The 15,247-nt window shown below is 69.5% G+C and carries 13 protein-coding genes; 2 read left to right on the forward strand and 11 right to left on the reverse strand.

Annotated features, from left to right (window positions below):
- Positions 1–22 precede the first annotated feature (22 nt).
- Positions 23–1,333 carry an omega-aminotransferase AptA gene (gene aptA, locus ACEN96_RS10950; RefSeq protein WP_495588043.1) on the reverse strand — a complete coding sequence of 437 codons (1,311 nt, stop codon included), beginning with the start codon at positions 1,331–1,333 and terminating at the stop codon, positions 23–25.
- Between the two features lie 134 nt (positions 1,334–1,467).
- Here aptA and ACEN96_RS10955 point away from each other — a divergent pair, with 134 nt between their 5' ends.
- On the forward strand, positions 1,468–1,941 hold the full coding sequence (locus ACEN96_RS10955) for an Lrp/AsnC family transcriptional regulator (RefSeq protein WP_343641440.1): 474 nt from the start codon (positions 1,468–1,470) through the stop codon (positions 1,939–1,941).
- Positions 1,942–1,966: 25 nt separating this feature from the next.
- On the opposite strand, the gene ACEN96_RS10960 is transcribed toward ACEN96_RS10955, so the two are convergent.
- Positions 1,967–2,860: a DMT family transporter gene (locus ACEN96_RS10960; RefSeq protein ID WP_495588044.1), complete on the reverse strand. Its 894-nt coding sequence runs from the start codon at positions 2,858–2,860 to the stop codon at positions 1,967–1,969.
- 58 nt (positions 2,861–2,918) lie between these two features.
- Positions 2,919–3,740 carry a ferritin-like domain-containing protein gene (locus tag ACEN96_RS10965; protein WP_495588045.1) on the reverse strand — a complete coding sequence of 274 codons (822 nt, stop codon included), beginning with the start codon at positions 3,738–3,740 and terminating at the stop codon, positions 2,919–2,921.
- Positions 3,741–3,854: 114 nt separating this feature from the next.
- Here ACEN96_RS10965 and hslO point away from each other — a divergent pair, with 114 nt between their 5' ends.
- Complete coding sequence (hslO, locus tag ACEN96_RS10970) at positions 3,855–4,835, forward strand: Hsp33 family molecular chaperone HslO (RefSeq protein ID WP_495588046.1); 981 nt, start codon at positions 3,855–3,857, stop codon at positions 4,833–4,835.
- Between the two features lie 26 nt (positions 4,836–4,861).
- Here the strand turns inward: hslO and ACEN96_RS10975 are convergent, their stop codons facing one another.
- The 8 genes from ACEN96_RS10975 to mutS form a co-directional block, all read right to left on the reverse strand.
- Complete coding sequence (locus ACEN96_RS10975; RefSeq protein ID WP_495588047.1) at positions 4,862–6,622, reverse strand: bifunctional metallophosphatase/5'-nucleotidase; 1,761 nt, start codon at positions 6,620–6,622, stop codon at positions 4,862–4,864.
- Positions 6,623–6,735: 113 nt separating this feature from the next.
- Positions 6,736–7,407 carry an AAA family ATPase gene (locus ACEN96_RS10980; RefSeq protein WP_495588048.1) on the reverse strand — a complete coding sequence of 224 codons (672 nt, stop codon included), beginning with the start codon at positions 7,405–7,407 and terminating at the stop codon, positions 6,736–6,738.
- Positions 7,408–7,420: 13 nt separating this feature from the next.
- Positions 7,421–8,107, reverse strand: coding sequence for a nicotinamide riboside transporter PnuC (gene pnuC, locus ACEN96_RS10985; protein ID WP_495588049.1), 687 nt, complete (start codon positions 8,105–8,107; stop codon positions 7,421–7,423).
- 17 nt (positions 8,108–8,124) lie between these two features.
- Positions 8,125–8,394, reverse strand: a complete 270-nt coding sequence (locus ACEN96_RS10990; RefSeq protein WP_343641447.1) for a septum formation initiator family protein — start codon at positions 8,392–8,394, stop codon at positions 8,125–8,127.
- Positions 8,395–8,512: 118 nt separating this feature from the next.
- Complete coding sequence (eno, locus tag ACEN96_RS10995; protein ID WP_495588050.1) at positions 8,513–9,799, reverse strand: phosphopyruvate hydratase; 1,287 nt, start codon at positions 9,797–9,799, stop codon at positions 8,513–8,515.
- A gap of 143 nt (positions 9,800–9,942) precedes the next feature.
- Positions 9,943–11,619 carry a CTP synthase gene (gene pyrG / locus ACEN96_RS11000; protein WP_495588051.1) on the reverse strand — a complete coding sequence of 559 codons (1,677 nt, stop codon included), beginning with the start codon at positions 11,617–11,619 and terminating at the stop codon, positions 9,943–9,945.
- 71 nt (positions 11,620–11,690) lie between these two features.
- Positions 11,691–12,533 carry an alpha/beta hydrolase gene (locus ACEN96_RS11005; protein ID WP_495588052.1) on the reverse strand — a complete coding sequence of 281 codons (843 nt, stop codon included), beginning with the start codon at positions 12,531–12,533 and terminating at the stop codon, positions 11,691–11,693.
- A gap of 26 nt (positions 12,534–12,559) precedes the next feature.
- Complete coding sequence (gene mutS / locus ACEN96_RS11010; RefSeq protein WP_495588053.1) at positions 12,560–15,157, reverse strand: DNA mismatch repair protein MutS; 2,598 nt, start codon at positions 15,155–15,157, stop codon at positions 12,560–12,562.
- Between the last annotated feature and the right edge of the window lie 90 nt (positions 15,158–15,247).

Below are 15,247 nucleotides of genomic sequence, written 5' to 3' on the forward strand. Positions count from 1 at the left end.
TGCGCGATGATGCCCGACGCCGTCACTTCAGGCGCCGCAGCGCCACGCGGATCGCGTCGATCATGCGGTCCAGGTGCTCGCGCTGGGCGATCAGCGGCGGCGACAGCGCCAGGATGTCGCCGGTGGTGCGGATGAGCACCCCCTGCTGCCAGCAGTCGAGGAAGGTCTCGAAGGCGCGCCTGGTCGGCTCGCCGGCGCGCGGCGACAGCTCCACGCCGCCGACCAGCCCGAGGTTGCGCACGTCGATCACGTGCGGCTCGCCGCGCAGCGCATGCAGCTGTTCGGCGAAGTGGTCCTGCAGTTCCGAGGCGCGCGTCAGCAGGCCGTCCTCGGCGTAGGTGTCCAGCGTCGCCAGGCCCGCCGCGCAGGCCAGCGGATGCGCCGAATAGGTGTAGCCGTGGAAGAACTCGATCAGGTGCTCGGGGCCGGTCATGAAGGCGTCGTGGATGCGCTGCTGCGCCAGCACCGCGCCCATCGGCACGCAGCCGTTGGTCAGCCCCTTGGCCACCGTCATCAGGTCCGGCGTGACGCCGAAGGTCTGCGCCGCGAAGGCCTGGCCGGTGCGGCCGAAGCCGGTGATGACCTCGTCGAAGATCAGCAGGATGCCGTGCCGGTCGCAGATCTCGCGCAGGCGCTGCAGGTAGCCCTGCGGCGGGATCAGCACGCCGGCCGAGCCGGCCACCGGCTCGACGATCACCGCCGCGATCGTCGACGCGTCGTGCAGCGCGACCATCCGTTCGAGGTCGTCGGCCAGTTCCGCGCCATGGGCCGGCTGGCCGACGCTGAAGGCGTTGCGCGCGAGGTCGTGGGTGTGACGCAGATGGTCGACGCCGGCCAGCAGCGTCCCGAACATCTTGCGGTTGGCGACCATGCCGCCCACCGACATGCCGCCGAAGTTGACGCCGTGATAGCCGCGCTCGCGGCCGATCAGCCGGGTGCGCTGGCCTTCGCCGCGGGCGCGGTGGTAGGCCAGCGCGATCTTGAGCGCCGTCTCCACCGACTCCGAGCCGGAGTTGGTGAAGAACACCTTGTTCATGCCCTGGGGGGCGATCTCCGCCAGGCGCGACGCGAATTCGAAGGCCTTGGGATGGCCCATCTGGAAGGGCGGCGCGAAGTCCAGTTCGGCGGCCTGCTCCTGGATCGCCCGGACGATGCGCGGCCGGTTGTGGCCCGCGTTGACGCACCACAGGCCGGCCACGCCGTCCAGGATCTGGCGGCCCTGGTCGTCGGTGAAGAACATGCCGTCGGCGCGCGTGAGCAGGCGCGGCGACTGCTTGAACTGGCGGTTGGCCGTGAACGGCATCCAGTAGGCGTCGAGGTCTGGCGTGGTCATGGGAACTCCGAGGTCAATGGCGGCCAGTCTAGGCAAGCCCTCGCGCAATCGGTGAGCGTTCCGGAGGCGGGTAAACCCGTGAATGCGCAATCCAGTGCGGCGTGTCGATGACTTCCTCGAACACAATGCCGCCCATGGTCAAGGAAGTGCAACTGGATGCGATCGACCGCGCGATCCTCGCGGTCTTGCAGCGCGACGCGCGCATCTCGAATCAGGACCTCGCGCAGCAGGTCCATCTGTCGCCATCGGCCTGCCTGCGGCGGGTCAAGCGGCTGGAGGACAGCGGCGTCATCGACCGCGTGGTCGCGCTGCTGAACCCGAAGGCGATCGGCAAGCCCGGCACCAGCTGGACCATCGTCAATCTGGAGCGGATGACGCCGGCGGCGCTCGCCGAGTTCGAGCAGGCGGTCAAGGACGCGCCCGAGCTCCTCGACTGCTTCTACGTGGCGGGGACCAATGACTACCTGCTGCGCTTCGCCTACAAGGACGCGGACGACCTCGAGCGGCTGCACACGCACGTGCTGATGCAGCTGCCGGGCGTGGCCAAGGCGAACTCGATGCTGGTGCTGCGGACGGTGAAGAAGTCGAGCGCGTTCCCGCTGGACTGAGCCGCGCCGCGCGGCCGTGGCCGTGTCAGGCCGCGCGCGGTCTGAGCACGCGCAGCATCGGCAGCAACTGGATCAGCAGCATCGCGCCGAGGATCAGCGCGCAGCCCGCCAGGCCGGCGCTGCCCAGCCGGTCGCCCATCAGCAGGTAGCCGAAGATGGCGGCGAAGAGCGTCTCCGACGACAGGATGATCGCGGCGTCCGCCGCATGCGCGTAGCGCTGCGCCACCACCTGGGCGGTGAAGGCCACGCCCACCGACAGCACGCCGGTGTACAGGAGCGGGCCGGCCGCGGCCTGCAGGCCGGCCCAGCTCCAGGACTCGAAGCCCAGCGCCCAGGCCAGCGCCACCACGCCGCAGAACAGGAACTGGCCGCCGGCCACGGTGAACGGCGCGTTCATCCGGTCCGCCACCAGGCCCACCAGCAGCACGTGCACCGCCCAGGGCAGCGCCGACGCGATCACCCAGGCGTCGCCCAGGCCGATGCTGAGCTCGTGCGCGCCCGACAGCAGGAAGGCGCCGACCAGGCAGGCCAGGGCGCCCGGCCACACGGACCAGTGCGGCAGGTGGCGCAGCAGGAGCCAGCCCAGCAGCGGCACCAGCGGCACGTAGAGCGCGGTCAGGAAGCCGGCGTTGGTCACGGTCGTGTACTGGATGCCGATCTGCTGCAGCGCCGCGCCGACGGTCAGCAGCGCGCCCAGTCCCATGATCTTCAGCGCGTCGCCGCCGCGCAGCGCGGTCGCGCCGGGCGCGCGGCGCTCGCGCACGATCAGCGGCAGCACCACCAGCGCGCCGATCAGGAAACGCACGCCGGTGAACATCATCGGGCCGATGCTCTCCATGCCATGGGCCTGGGCGACGAAGGCGGAGCCCCAGATCATCGCGATGAGGGTGAGCAGCAGATTGGCTTGGATGCGGGTCATGGAGCGGGAGTGTGCGGCATGGCCGGAGCGCCGGCCGATGGCCAGGACGCGTCAGCCTTCATGAGCTGAGATAGGCGATTTCTTCAGGGCTGAAGCCCGCGGCGCTGCGCGCCTCGACATTGAAGGGCGGGCGCAGCTTGGGCGCCTCGAAGCGCTCGACCAGCGCCGGATAGAGCGCCACCGGATCCAGTCCGCGCTCGCGGCACAGGTGGCGGTACCAGTGGTTGCCGATGCGCACGTGCCCGACCTCGTCGCGCAGGATCACGCCCAGGATCTCCACCGCGCGCGCGTCGCCGGCCTTGGCGAACTTGGCCTGCAGCGGCGGCGTGGCGTCCAGCCCGCGCGCCTCCAGCGTGCGCGGCACCAGCGCCATCCGCGCCAGCACGTCGCCGGCGGTGCGCCGCGCCATCGACCACAGCCCGTCATGCGCGTCGAAGTCGCCGTAGCGGCGGCCCAGCGATTCGCGCAGGTGGCCGTCCAGCAGCGAGAAGTGCAGCGCCTCTTCCGACGCGACCTGCAGCCAGTCCAGGTAGAACGCGCGGGGCATGCCGGGGAAGCGCCAGACCGCGTCCAGCGCCAGGTTGATGGCGTTGAACTCGATGTGCGCGATCGCGTGCAGCAGCGCCGCGCGGCCCTCCGGCGTGAATGGCGAGCGCGAGGCCACCTGCAGCGCCGCGACCAGGCGCGGCCGCTCGGGGCGGCCGGGGGGCTCGGTCTCGGGGACGAGGAGGGCGGCGGTGTCCAGCGCGAGGGCCGGCGCGCCGCCCGCGGGCGTGGCGCCATCGGCGGTGGCGTCGGCATGCAGCGCGCGGGCCGCCTGCGCCTTGGCCTGCGGGTCCGCGATCAGAAGGACCTGCAGCGCGCGGGTTCGAAGTTCCATTCGTAGAATTATCGGCCTGCGCAACGATGCGCCGCGCGGCCCGCTTGCGCGCGCGCCGTTTGCCCCCATCTCCGGACCTTCCCCCGATAACTCGAATTCCCCGAAGGACTCGCCATGACCACGCCCCTCAAGCCCGCCACGAGCGAGCTGCACAAGTTCCTCTTCGAAGGCCTGCCGGTGCGCGGCATGCTGGTGCGCCTGGACGAGGGCTGGAAGGAACTGCTGGGCCGCCGCAAGGAGCCGCTGGCGCCGGCGGTGCGCGACCTGCTCGGCCAGATGACCGCCGCCGGCGTGCTGATGCAGGCCAACATCAAGTTCAACGGCGCGCTGGTCTTCCAGGTCATGGGCGACGGGCCGCTGAAGCTGGCGGTGGCCGAGGTCCAGCCGGACATGACCTTCCGCTCCACCGCCAAGACCCGCGACGCGGTGCCGGACGGGGCGACGCTGCAGCAGATGCTCAATGTCCATGGCCAGGGCCGCTGCGCGATCACGCTCGATCCGAAGGACAGACTGCCGGGCCAGCAGCCCTATCAGGGCGTGGTGCCGCTGAATGGCCCCGATGGCCGGCCGCTGGAGAAGCTCAGCGACGTGCTGCAGCACTACATGCGCCAGTCGGAGCAGCTCGAGACCACGCTGGTGCTGGCCGCCAACGACCAGCTCGCGGCGGGCCTGCTGATCCAGCGCCTGCCCATCGAGGGCGAGGGCAACCTGGAGGCGGGCGCCTCGTCGGGCGTCGCGCGCGAGGAGATGGAAGAGGCCTACAACCGCATCAGCATGCTGGCGTCGACGCTGACCTCGGAGGAGCTGCTGACGCTGGACAGCGACACCATCCTGCGCCGCCTGTTCTGGGAAGAGACGGTGCGCCGCTTCGACCCGCAGTACCCGCGCTTCCAGTGCACCTGCTCGCGCGAGCGCGTCGGACGGATGCTGCTGGGCCTGGGCCGCCAGGAGGTGGACGAGGTGCTGGCCGAGCTGGGCGGCGTCGAGATCGGCTGCGAGTTCTGCGGCAACCACTACGTCTTCGACGCGGTGGACGTCGGCGAACTCTTCACCGAACCGCAGAAGCAGGCGCCGGGCTCGCGCAAGGTCCAGTAAGGGGATGGCCCCGAGGGGCCAGCTCCTCAGCGATCGACGCGCACTGCGCGATCCAGCGCCGTGGGCTGCACGCGCGTGGCGCCCTGGGCCTTGAAGTAGGCCTCCAGCGTTTCGACGTCCACCGGGCCGGTCTGCACGAAGCGCGCGTCCTTCAGCGCGACGAAGCCGTCGCCGCCGACCTGCAGGAACGAATTGATCGCCACGCGCAGCGTCTGGTCCGGGCCGATCGGCTTGCCGGCCAGCGTCATGCTGCCCGGCACGACGCGCGCGCCGAACGGGCGGCGCTGGTCCCAGCGGTAGCTGAAGCCTTGCGACAGCTGCAGCGGCATCCACTTCGCATCGTTGTTCTGCCACTGCTGCTCGAGCACCTGCTGCAGGCGTGCGCCGTTCATCTCGACGACGACCACCATGTTCGAGAACGGCAGCGCCGCGAACAGGTCGCCGAAGGTGACGCGGTCATCGTCACGATGGATCAGGCCGGTGCGCACGCCGCCGATGTTGACGAGCGCGATCTGCGCGCCGCCGGCGGCCGGCGCGCGGGTGGCCGCCAGCATCGAGTCCGCGACCAGTTGGCCCATCGTCGTGCCGCCGCCTTCGTTCTTGTCGCGGTCTTCCTTGCTCAGCGCCTGGCCGAGGAAGCCCACCGGCCGTTCGATCAGCGGCTGGGCGACCTGCTGGTAGCTGTTGATCAGCAGCGTCTGGCGCGGATCCTTCGCGGTCTCCGGACGGACGACGACGTTGTTCGCGCTGGCCTGCGTGAGCGTCCCGGTGGCGCGGTCCAGCGTCAGGTCGATTTCGGTGACCAGCGTCCCGTAGCGGTGGCTGCTGGTGACGAGACGGCCGTCGATGCGGCAGTTGTAGGCCTGGTGCGTGTGGCCGGACACGATCAGGCCGACGCGCTTGTCGAGCTTCTTCACGATGTCGACGATCGGGCCGGAGATGCCCGGGCAGTCGTTGATGCCGCCGGTCGGATAGCCGCCTTCATGGATCAGCACCACGACGGCGTGCACCCCCTGGCGGTCCAGCTCGGGCACCAGGCGGTTGATGGTCTCGGCCTCGTCGTCGAAGCGCAGGCCCTGGATGCCGGTCGGGCTGACCAGCTCCGGCGTGCCCTTGAGCGACAGTCCGATGAAGCCCACCGGCACGCCGTCGAAGCGCTTGATCGCATAGGCCGGCAGCACGGACTGGCCGGTCGCCGTGTCGATCGTGCTCGCCGCCAGGTACTGGTACTTCGCGCCCTTGAACTCGGTCGGCCCCTTGCAGCCGTCCTTCGGATGGCAGCCGCCGCGCTGCTTGCGCAGCAGCTCGCCGATGCCCTGGTCGAACTCGTGATTGCCCACCGACGACAGGTCCAGTCCCATCAGGCCGAGCGACTCGATCGTCGACTCGTCATGGAACAGCGCCGACAGCAGCGGGCTTGCGCCGACCAGATCGCCGGCGGCCACGAACACGTGGTTGGGATTCTTCGCCTTGATCTGCGCGACCACGGTGGCCAGGCGCTCGGCGCCGCCGGCGTTCAGCGTGACCGTCTTGTCCGGATGCTGCGGATCGGGCAACTGGATGCCGCCGGCCGGGGGCATCAAGTTGCCGTGGAAATCGTTGATCGCGACCACCTTGACGGCGACCTGGCCGGTGCGCGCCGGCGCGGGGGCGGGCGGAGCGCTCAGGATCGGCGGCTGCGGCGCCTGCGGGCCCGACGGGTTCAGCGAGCCGCAGGCGGCGAGCAGTGCCGCGCTCAGCAGCATCGACAGCGTGCCCAGCGGGCCGCGCGTGGAAGGACGATTCATCAAGAAGGCTCCGGGACCGAACGGAAAGTGCCTGACAACGCGTGCGCAAATGTTTGCGACGGCAAAGCGGCGGATTGTGCCTCGCGCTTCTTGCGATGCCGTGAGGGCAGCGTTCAGGCGCGCGGAAGGCGCGCCGCGGTGCGGCTGGCGTGCTCGCAGTCGGGGTCGTCGCACAGTTCGCAGCGCCAGTCGCCGCCGAGCTGCTCGCCGCGCTGGAGCAGGCGGCCGAACAGGCCGTCCTCGCGGCCCAGGCGCGGCCGCAGCAGCGGGCCGAGCGCGTTCAGCGCCTGTTGCAGGCGCTCCGGCCCCGTGCCGGTGACCAGGCTGTAGCCCAGGCCCGCGTCGCGCAGCGCGCGGCGGAGCAGCCGATCGGTGGGCTGCTGCGCATGCGGGCCGTCGCGCTGGCCGTCGGCCACCCAGGGCAGGTCCAGCGCCATCAGCAGCGTCGCGTCCATGCGGGCCTGGACCTCGAGCGCGAACGGGTACAGCGACTCGTCGTCGAAGAGCTGCTCGCTGTAGACGGCCGTCATCAGCGGCGTGGTGTCGTGGATCACCACGTCGTGACCGGCGGCGGCGGCCTCGGCGCGGCGCCATTGCTCCTGGGCGATCGCGCGCTGCTCGTCGGGGCGCGGCGTGCGCCCTTCGCGGTCGCACCATTCGCGCAGGACCTCACCGACCAGCGCGCAGCGCAGCCGCGTCTGTGATGCCAGGTGATCGAGCAGCGCCACGCCCAACTGGCTCTTGCCGGTGCTCTCGGCGCCGACGAGGGCGATGTGCAGCGTCATGACGGACCGGCGTTCAGGCCGCGATCGCGGCCGGACGCAGCTGGCGCTGCCAGGCGCGCCAGCCCGCCACCGACATCGGCACGAACACCGCGTACAGCACCACCGTCAGCCAGTAGCCCTTGAGGGCGAACAGCGCGATGCTCACCAGGTTCACCATCACCCAGACGGGCCAGTTCTCCTGGTACTTGCGGCCGAGCAGCCACTGCCCGGTGATGCTGGCCACCGTCGGGAGGGCATCCCAATAGGGGAGCGGCGAATCGGTGCGGTGCTGCAGGAACAGCCCGAGCAGCGGCCAGGCCGCGAGCGTGACCAGCAGCGCGGTCATGCGGCCGCGCGGGCCCAGTGTGCGCACGCGCAGCGCCTCGCCCTCGGCGGTGCGGCCGCGCAGCCACTGCCACCAGCCCCACAGCGCGAGCGCCGCGAAGAGCAGCTGCAGCGTGGCCTCGCCGTAGAGCTTGCCGCTCCAGAACAGCAGGAAGTACAGGAGCGAGCTGGTCAGCGCCAGCGGCCAGGCCAGCACCTGCACCCGCATGTTGCAGACGACCATCCAGATCGCCAGCACGAAGGCGATCAGCTCCAGCCAGCTGATCGGACTGCCGAGCGCCGTGAAGGCCGGCGACAGCGCCCAGCCCAGCGAATGGGAGAGCAGGGAGGGGAGGGCCGACAACGGGCCGGTCAACGCATCCATCGGCGTGAGCATGCGGGAATTGCGGAAGTTCAGCGGCGCAGCGGGACGAAGACCTCGTCCGGCTTGACCATGCCCAGCTCCATGCGGGCTTTCTCCTCGACCATCTCGAGGCCCTCGCGCAGGTCGAGCAGTTCGGCCTGCAGCTGCGCGTTGCGCGCGCGGGCCTTCTCGTTGGCGTCCTCCTGCTCGCGCAGTTCGGCGCGCAGCTGGACACCGCGGGCCAGGCCGCCCTTGCCGGCCCAGAGCTGGGCCTGGATGGCAACGAGGAAGGCGGTGAGGACGATGGCCAGGGCTTTCACAGGCCGCGAGTGTAGCTGCAATGAAAAAAGGCACGCCCCTTGGGGCGTGCCTCCTGGCGCGGCTTGCACGCCTTGATCGCGGCATTCCCCCGCGAAACGGGGGGAGCCGCGCGCGGGATCAGCGCAGGTTGTAGAACGCGGCGCGGCCCGGGTACACGGCCACGTCGCCCAGGTCTTCCTCGATGCGCAGCAGCTGGTTGTACTTGGCCATGCGGTCCGAGCGCGACAGCGAGCCCGTCTTGATCTGGCCGGCGTTCAGGCCGACGGCGATGTCGGAGATGGTCGAGTCCTCGGTCTCGCCCGAGCGGTGCGAGATCACGGCCGTGTAGCCGGCGCGCTTGGCCATCTCGATGGCGGCGAAGGTCTCGGTCAGCGTGCCGATCTGGTTGATCTTGATCAGGATCGAGTTGGCGATGCCCTTGTCGATGCCTTCCTTCAGGATCTTGGTGTTGGTGACGAACAGGTCGTCGCCCACCAGCTGCACCTTGTCGCCGAGCTTCTCGGTGATGTGCTTCCAGCCGTCCCAGTCGCCTTCGGCCATGCCGTCCTCGATCGAGATGATCGGGTACTTGTCGACCCAGGTGGCCAGCATGTCGGTCCATTGCCCGGCCGTCAGCTGGATGCCGCCTTCGCCTTCCAGCACGTACTTGCCGTCCTTGTAGAACTCGCTGGCGGCGCAGTCCAGGCCCAGGGCGATCTGCTCGCCGGCGGTGTAGCCGGCCTTGTCGATCGCTTCCAGGATCATCTGGATCGCGGCTTCGTGGTTCTCGACGTTGGGGGCGAAGCCGCCTTCGTCGCCGACGGCCGTGGACATGCCCTTGGCGTCGATGATCTTCTTCAGCGCGTGGAAGACCTCGGCGCCCCAGCGCAGCGCTTCGCGGAAGCTCGGCGCGCCCACGGGGATGATCATCAGCTCCTGCAGGTCGATCGAGTTGTTGGCGTGGGCGCCGCCGTTGATGACGTTCATCATCGGCACCGGCAGCTGGTTGCCGGCCATGCCGCCGAAGTAGCGGTACAGCGGCAGGCCCGATTCCTCCGCGGCGGCGCGCGCCACGGCCATCGACACGGCCAGCATCGCGTTGGCGCCCAGGCGGCTCTTGTTCTCGGTGCCGTCCAGGTCGATCAGGGTCTTGTCCAGGAAGGCCTGCTCGGAGGCGTCCAGGCCCAGCACGGCTTCGGAGATCTCGGTGTTGATGTGCTCGACGGCCTTGAGCACGCCCTTGCCCAGGTAGCGGGACTTGTCGCCGTCACGCAGTTCGATGGCCTCGCGCGAACCGGTCGACGCGCCCGAGGGCACGGCGGCGCGGCCCATCACGCCGGACTCCAGCAGCACGTCGCATTCCACGGTGGGGTTGCCGCGGCTGTCGAGGATCTCGCGGCCGACGATGTCAACAATGGCGCTCATGGGAACAGTCTCCAGAAGTGAAAAAACTCGGTCGGCGCGCATGGTGCCAGCAACGGGTTACCCGTGCTGAACAAGCTGCGGCCTGAAAGGGGGACGGAGGACCCTCACTCTTGAAGTCCTGGCGTCCGTCGCGGCCTGGGCGTTCAGGCCGCCGCGGGCGCGCTGACGTCGTGGCCGGCCCTGGCCTTGTGTTCCAGCGCGGCCTTGATGAACGCGATGAACAGCGGATGGCCGTCCCACGGGGTCGACTTGAACTCCGGGTGGAACTGCACGCCCATGTACCAGGGGTGCACGTTGCGCGGCAGCTCGACGATCTCGGTCAGCTTCTCGCGCTGCGTGATCGCCGAGATCACCAGGCCCGCGTCCTGGAGCTGGTCCAGGTATTGCTCGTTGGCCTCATAGCGGTGGCGGTGGCGCTCGTTCACGACCGGACCGTAGATTTCATAGGCCAGCGTGCCGGCCTTGACGTCCGAGCTCTGCGCGCCCAGGCGCATCGTGCCGCCCAGGTCCGACTGCGCGGTGCGCTTCTGGATCGAGCCGTCGGCGTCCTGCCATTCGTCGATCAGCGCGATCACCTTGTGCGGGGCGTCGGGTTCGAACTCGGTCGAGTTGGCGCCGTCGAGGTGGGCCTTGTGGCGCGCGTACTCGATGGTCGCGACCTGCATGCCCAGGCAGATGCCCAGGTAGGGCGTCCTGTGCTCGCGGGCGTACTGGGCGGCGAGGATCTTGCCCTCGACGCCGCGCTTGCCGAAGCCGCCCGGCACCAGGATCGCGTCGTACTTCTCGAGCTGCTTGACGTGATCGGCGTCCAGCGTCTCCGAGTCGACGTACTCGATGTTGACGCGCGCGTGGTTGTGGATGCCGGCGTGGCGCAGCGCCTCGTTCAGCGACTTGTAGCTGTCCGACAGGTCGGTGTACTTGCCGCACATCGCGATCGTCACTTCGGTCTTCGGGTTCTCGACCTCGTTGACCAGCATGTCCCAGCGCTTCAGGTCGGCGGACTTGGTGTTGAGCTGCAGCTTGGTGCAGATCAACTGGTCCAGGCCCTGCTCGTGCAGCACGCGCGGCACCTTGTAGATCGTGTTGACGTCCCACATCGAGATCACGCCGTACTCGGGCACGTTCGTGAACAGCGAGATCTTCTCGCGCTCGTCGTCCGGGATGCGGCGGTCGGCGCGGCACAGCAGCGCGTCGGGCTGGATGCCGATCTCGCGCAGCTTCTGCACGGTGTGCTGGGTGGGCTTGGTCTTGAGCTCGCCGGCGGCGGCGATCCACGGGACGTAGGTCAGATGCACGAACGCGACGTTGGTCGGTCCGAGCTTGAGGCTCATCTGGCGCGCGGCTTCCAGGAAGGGGAGCGACTCGATGTCGCCGACGGTGCCGCCGATCTCGACGATCGCCACGTCCACCGCGTCCGCCGAGCCGTGACCGGCGCCGCGGCGGATGAAGTCCTGCATCTCGTTGGTGATGTGCGGGATGACCTGGACGGTCTTGCCGAGGTAGTCGCCGCGGCGCTCCTTCTCCAGGACCGACATGTAGATCTGGCCGGTCGTGAAGTTGTTGCTCTTCTTCATCCGCGTGGTGATGAAGCGCTCGTAGTGGCCCAGGTCCAGGTCGGTCTCGGCGCCGTCGTCGGTGACGAAGACTTCGCCGTGCTGGAACGGAGACATCGTGCCCGGATCCACGTTGATGTAGGGATCCAGCTTGATGAGGGTGACTTTGAGGCCGCGGGACTCGAGAAGGGCCGCGAGAGAGGCCGATGCGATGCCCTTGCCGAGGGAGGACACGACACCGCCGGTGACGAAGACGTACTTGGTCATTGTCTTGCAGCGCCTGATTGCGTCCGGATGCGTCGTACCGGACCTCAAAACGCCGTGGTGGTAAAGCGCGATTATAGCGACGCCGACCTGGCCTTCATTTCACCGATCAGCGCCAGCACCAGCCGGGCCGTGTCGTCGGGCCGCTCGAACGGATAGAGGTGGGTGCCCTCGAACCAGCGGAACAGGTCCTTGGCCAGCGCCTTGGAGCCGGCGGCCGTGGCCTGTCTGAGCTCCTCGGACTGCGTGCCCGCGATGAAGGCCACCGGGCATTTCGGCGCATGGCGCTTGAGGATGCGCGGCAGGTTGTGCGGCAGCGTGTTGTAGATGCGGGTCTCGATCTCGCGGCTGAAACCCAGGCGCACCTGGCCGTCGTCGTGTTCGTCGAAGCCGCTGTCGATGTAGTCCTGCAGCACGCGCGGATCCCAGCGCGCGAACTTGCCCTTGGCGGCGAAATGCGCATGGACGTCGGCGCGGCTGGGCCACTCGTAGCGGCGCTGGTGCGAGACCTTGCCGGGGGAGACCCGCTTGATGAAGCCCGCCGACTTGGCCACGCGCAGGCTGTGCGCGCGCCAGCCGTCGACGACCGGCGAGTCCAGCATCACCAGCCCCTGCGCGAGCGCCGGCTTGCGGCATGCGGCCAGCAGCGACAGCAGCCCGCCCAGCGAATGCCCGACCAGCATCACCGGTCCGGCGGGCTTCACCTCGTCCTGGATGAAGTGCAGCAGTTCGTCGCGCAGATGCGGCCAGTTGCTGGTCACCGGATAGCGCGGGTCGTGTCCGATGCGCGGCAGCGCGTGCACGGTCCAGCCAGCGTCGCGCCAGATGTCGAACAGCACGCGATAGCAGCCCGACGGAAACCCGTTCGCATGCGAGAAGACCAGCGTGCGGAGCGGCGGGGTGGGGTCGGTGTCCATGGCGGGTGGTTGGGCGGCGGAAGGCGTCAATGGCGGCCGGCGGCCAGCGTCTTCAACTGGTAGAGCGCCGCGTGCGCCTCGCGCGGGCTGAGCGCGTCGGGGTCGAGGTCGCGCAGCGCGTCCAGCAGCTCGGACGGTTCCTGCGTGACCACGCCTGGTGCCGGTTCAGGCGGCGCGGCGAACAGGTCGATCTGGGACTCGCCTTCGCTGGCGCGTGATTCGAGCGCGTCCAGCGCCGTCCGCGCCTGCCGCACGACCATCGTCGGCATGCCCGCCAGCCGCGCGACCTGCACGCCATAGCTGCGGCTCGCGGGGCCGGGCTGGATCTCGTGCAGGAAGACGATGTCATCGCCGCTCTCGACCGCCGAGACATGCATGTTGACCGCCTGTGGATGCTTGGCCGGGAACTCGGTCAGTTCGAAGTAGTGGGTCGCGAACAGCGTGAACGCGCGGCACTTGTCGTGCAGGTGCGTCGCGATCGCGCCGGCCAGCGCCAGGCCGTCGAAGGTCGAGGTGCCGCGGCCGATCTCGTCCATCAGCACCAGCGACTGTTCGGTCGCGCTGTGCAGGATCGCGGCGGCCTCGGTCATCTCGAGCATGAAGGTCGACTGGGCGTTGGCCAGGTCGTCCGCCGCGCCGATGCGGGTGTGGATCGCGTCGATCGGACCGAGCCGGCACGCCGTCGCCGGCACGTAGCTGCCGATGGCCGCCAGCAGCGTGATCAGCGCCGCCTGCCGCATGAAGGTGCTCTTGCCGCCCATGTTCGGGCCGGTGATGACCATCAGCTTGGTGCGGGCGTCGAGCCGGCAGTCGTTGGCCATGAACTCGCCGGCGCCGGTCTCGCGCAGCCGTGCCTCGACGACCGGATGGCGGCCGCCCTGGATGTCGATGCAGGGATGCGAGACGAATTCGGGGCGGCACCAGTTCAGCACGGCCGCGCGGTCGGCGAGCGCCGCCAGCGCGTCCAGCGACGCCAGCGAACGCGCCAGCCGGCCCAGCGCCGGCATCTCCTCGGTGAGCTGGTCCACGACCAGCTCATAGAGCATCTTCTCGCGGGCGAGCGCGCGTTCGTTCGCCGACAGCGCCTTGTCCTCGAAGGCCTTGAGCTCCGGCGTGATGAAGCGCTCGGCGTTCTTCAGCGTCTGGCGGCGGGTGTAGTCGCTGGGGATCTTCTCCAGGCCGCTGTTGGTGACCTCGATGTAGAAACCGTGGACCTTGTTGTACTGGACACGCAGGTTGGCGATGCCGGTGCGGGCCCGCTCCCGGACCTCGAGGGCGAGCAGGAACTCGTCGCAGTTGGTCTGCACCGCGCGCAGGTCGTCGAGTTCCTCGTCGAAGCCCTTGGCGATGACGCCGCCCTCGCGCAGCAGCGCGGACGGTTCCTCGGCGATCGCCCGGGCCAGCAGCTCCGCGAGGTGCGGCGAGGCGCGCAGGCCCTCGGCCAGCTGGTCCAGCAATGGCGCGCCGGCAGGGACCGTCTGTGCCAGCTCCGGCAGGATCTGCAGCGTGCAGCGCAGGCCGGAGACTTCGCGCGGACGCACCTGGCGCAGCGCGATGCGCGCGGCGATGCGCTCCACGTCGGAGACCTGGCGCATCGCCTCGCGCAGCGGCTCGAAGCCGGTCGTGATCAGCTCGGCGATGGCCTCCTGGCGTTCGCGGGCGGTCGTGCGCTCGCGTTCCGGATGCAGCAGCCAGTGGCGCAGCGCGCGGCTGCCCATGCCGGTGCGGCAGACGTCCAGCAGCGACAGCAGCGTGGGCGAGGTCTCGCCGCGCAGCGTCTGCGTCAGCTCGAGGTTGCGCTGCGTCGCCGGCGGCAGGTCCAGCAGGTCGGTCGCGCGCTGCACGTGGAGTTGCTTCACGTGCAACAGCGCGCGGCCCTGGGTCTTCTGACCATAGGCCAGCAGGCAGGACGCGGCGGCGTGGGCGGCGGTGAGGTCCTGCGCGTTGAAGCCTTGCAGGCTCGCCACGCCCAGCTGTTCGCAGAGCTTGCGCTGGCCCAGCGGCGCATCGAACTGCCAGCTCTGGGCGTAGCTCACGGTCAGGCGCGTGGCGGCGAGCACGGGCGGCACCTTCTCGCGATCGACCAGGACCTCGGCCGGCGTCAGGCGCGCGAGCCACGAGGACAGCTCCCGTTCACTGCATTGCGCCAGGCCGATGCGGCCCTGCGTCATCGACAGCCAGGCCAGCCCGATCGACTTGCCCTGGACCGCGAGGGACAGCAGCACCGAATCCTGCTTGTCGGAGAGCAGTTCGAGGTCGATGACGGTCCCGGGCGTGACGACGCGCTGCACCTTGCGCTCGACGGGGCCCTTGCCGACGCCGACCTCGCCGACCTGTTCGGCGATCGCGACCGATTCGCCAAGGCGGATCAGCTTGGACAGATAGGTCTCGAGCGCGTGCACCGGGATGCCGGCCATGACCACGGGTTCGCCGGCGCTCTGGCCGCGGGTGGTCAGCGTGACGTCCAGCAGCGTGTTGGCCTTGCGCGCGTCGGCGAAGAAGACTTCATAGAAGTCCCCCATGCGATAGAACAGCAGCGTGTCCGGAAACTCCGCCTTGAGGCGAAAGTACTGCTGCATCATCGGCGTGTGCTGGCTGAGATCGTCGGTCGCGGCGGGGGTCATCGGAGGCGGGAAATGGACAACGCCCTCGGTCGGAGGGCGCTGTGGTGGGTGGCTGGGAAGGGAGTGTAGGGCATGGCCGGACACGGTCGG

This window comes from Roseateles sp. Mitsp63 (genome assembly GCF_059491535.1).

Coding starts and splice junctions, on each gene's coding strand:
- aptA (WP_495588043.1), bottom strand. CDS start 1,333: ATGACCACGCCAGACCTCGACGCCTACTGGATGCCGTTCACGGCCAAC.
- ACEN96_RS10960 (WP_495588044.1), bottom strand. CDS start 2,860: ATGACCCGCATCCAAGCCAATCTGCTGCTCACCCTCATCGCGATGATC.
- hslO (WP_495588046.1), top strand. CDS start 3,855: ATGACCACGCCCCTCAAGCCCGCCACGAGCGAGCTGCACAAGTTCCTC.
- pnuC (WP_495588049.1), bottom strand. CDS start 8,107: ATGCTCACGCCGATGGATGCGTTGACCGGCCCGTTGTCGGCCCTCCCC.
- ACEN96_RS10975 (WP_495588047.1), bottom strand. CDS start 6,622: ATGAATCGTCCTTCCACGCGCGGCCCGCTGGGCACGCTGTCGATGCTG.
- ACEN96_RS10955 (WP_343641440.1), top strand. CDS start 1,468: ATGGTCAAGGAAGTGCAACTGGATGCGATCGACCGCGCGATCCTCGCG.
- ACEN96_RS10980 (WP_495588048.1), bottom strand. CDS start 7,407: ATGACGCTGCACATCGCCCTCGTCGGCGCCGAGAGCACCGGCAAGAGC.
- ACEN96_RS11005 (WP_495588052.1), bottom strand. CDS start 12,533: ATGGACACCGACCCCACCCCGCCGCTCCGCACGCTGGTCTTCTCGCAT.
- eno (WP_495588050.1), bottom strand. CDS start 9,799: ATGAGCGCCATTGTTGACATCGTCGGCCGCGAGATCCTCGACAGCCGC.
- pyrG (WP_495588051.1), bottom strand. CDS start 11,619: ATGACCAAGTACGTCTTCGTCACCGGCGGTGTCGTGTCCTCCCTCGGC.
- mutS (WP_495588053.1), bottom strand. CDS start 15,157: ATGACCCCCGCCGCGACCGACGATCTCAGCCAGCACACGCCGATGATG.
- ACEN96_RS10965 (WP_495588045.1), bottom strand. CDS start 3,740: ATGGAACTTCGAACCCGCGCGCTGCAGGTCCTTCTGATCGCGGACCCG.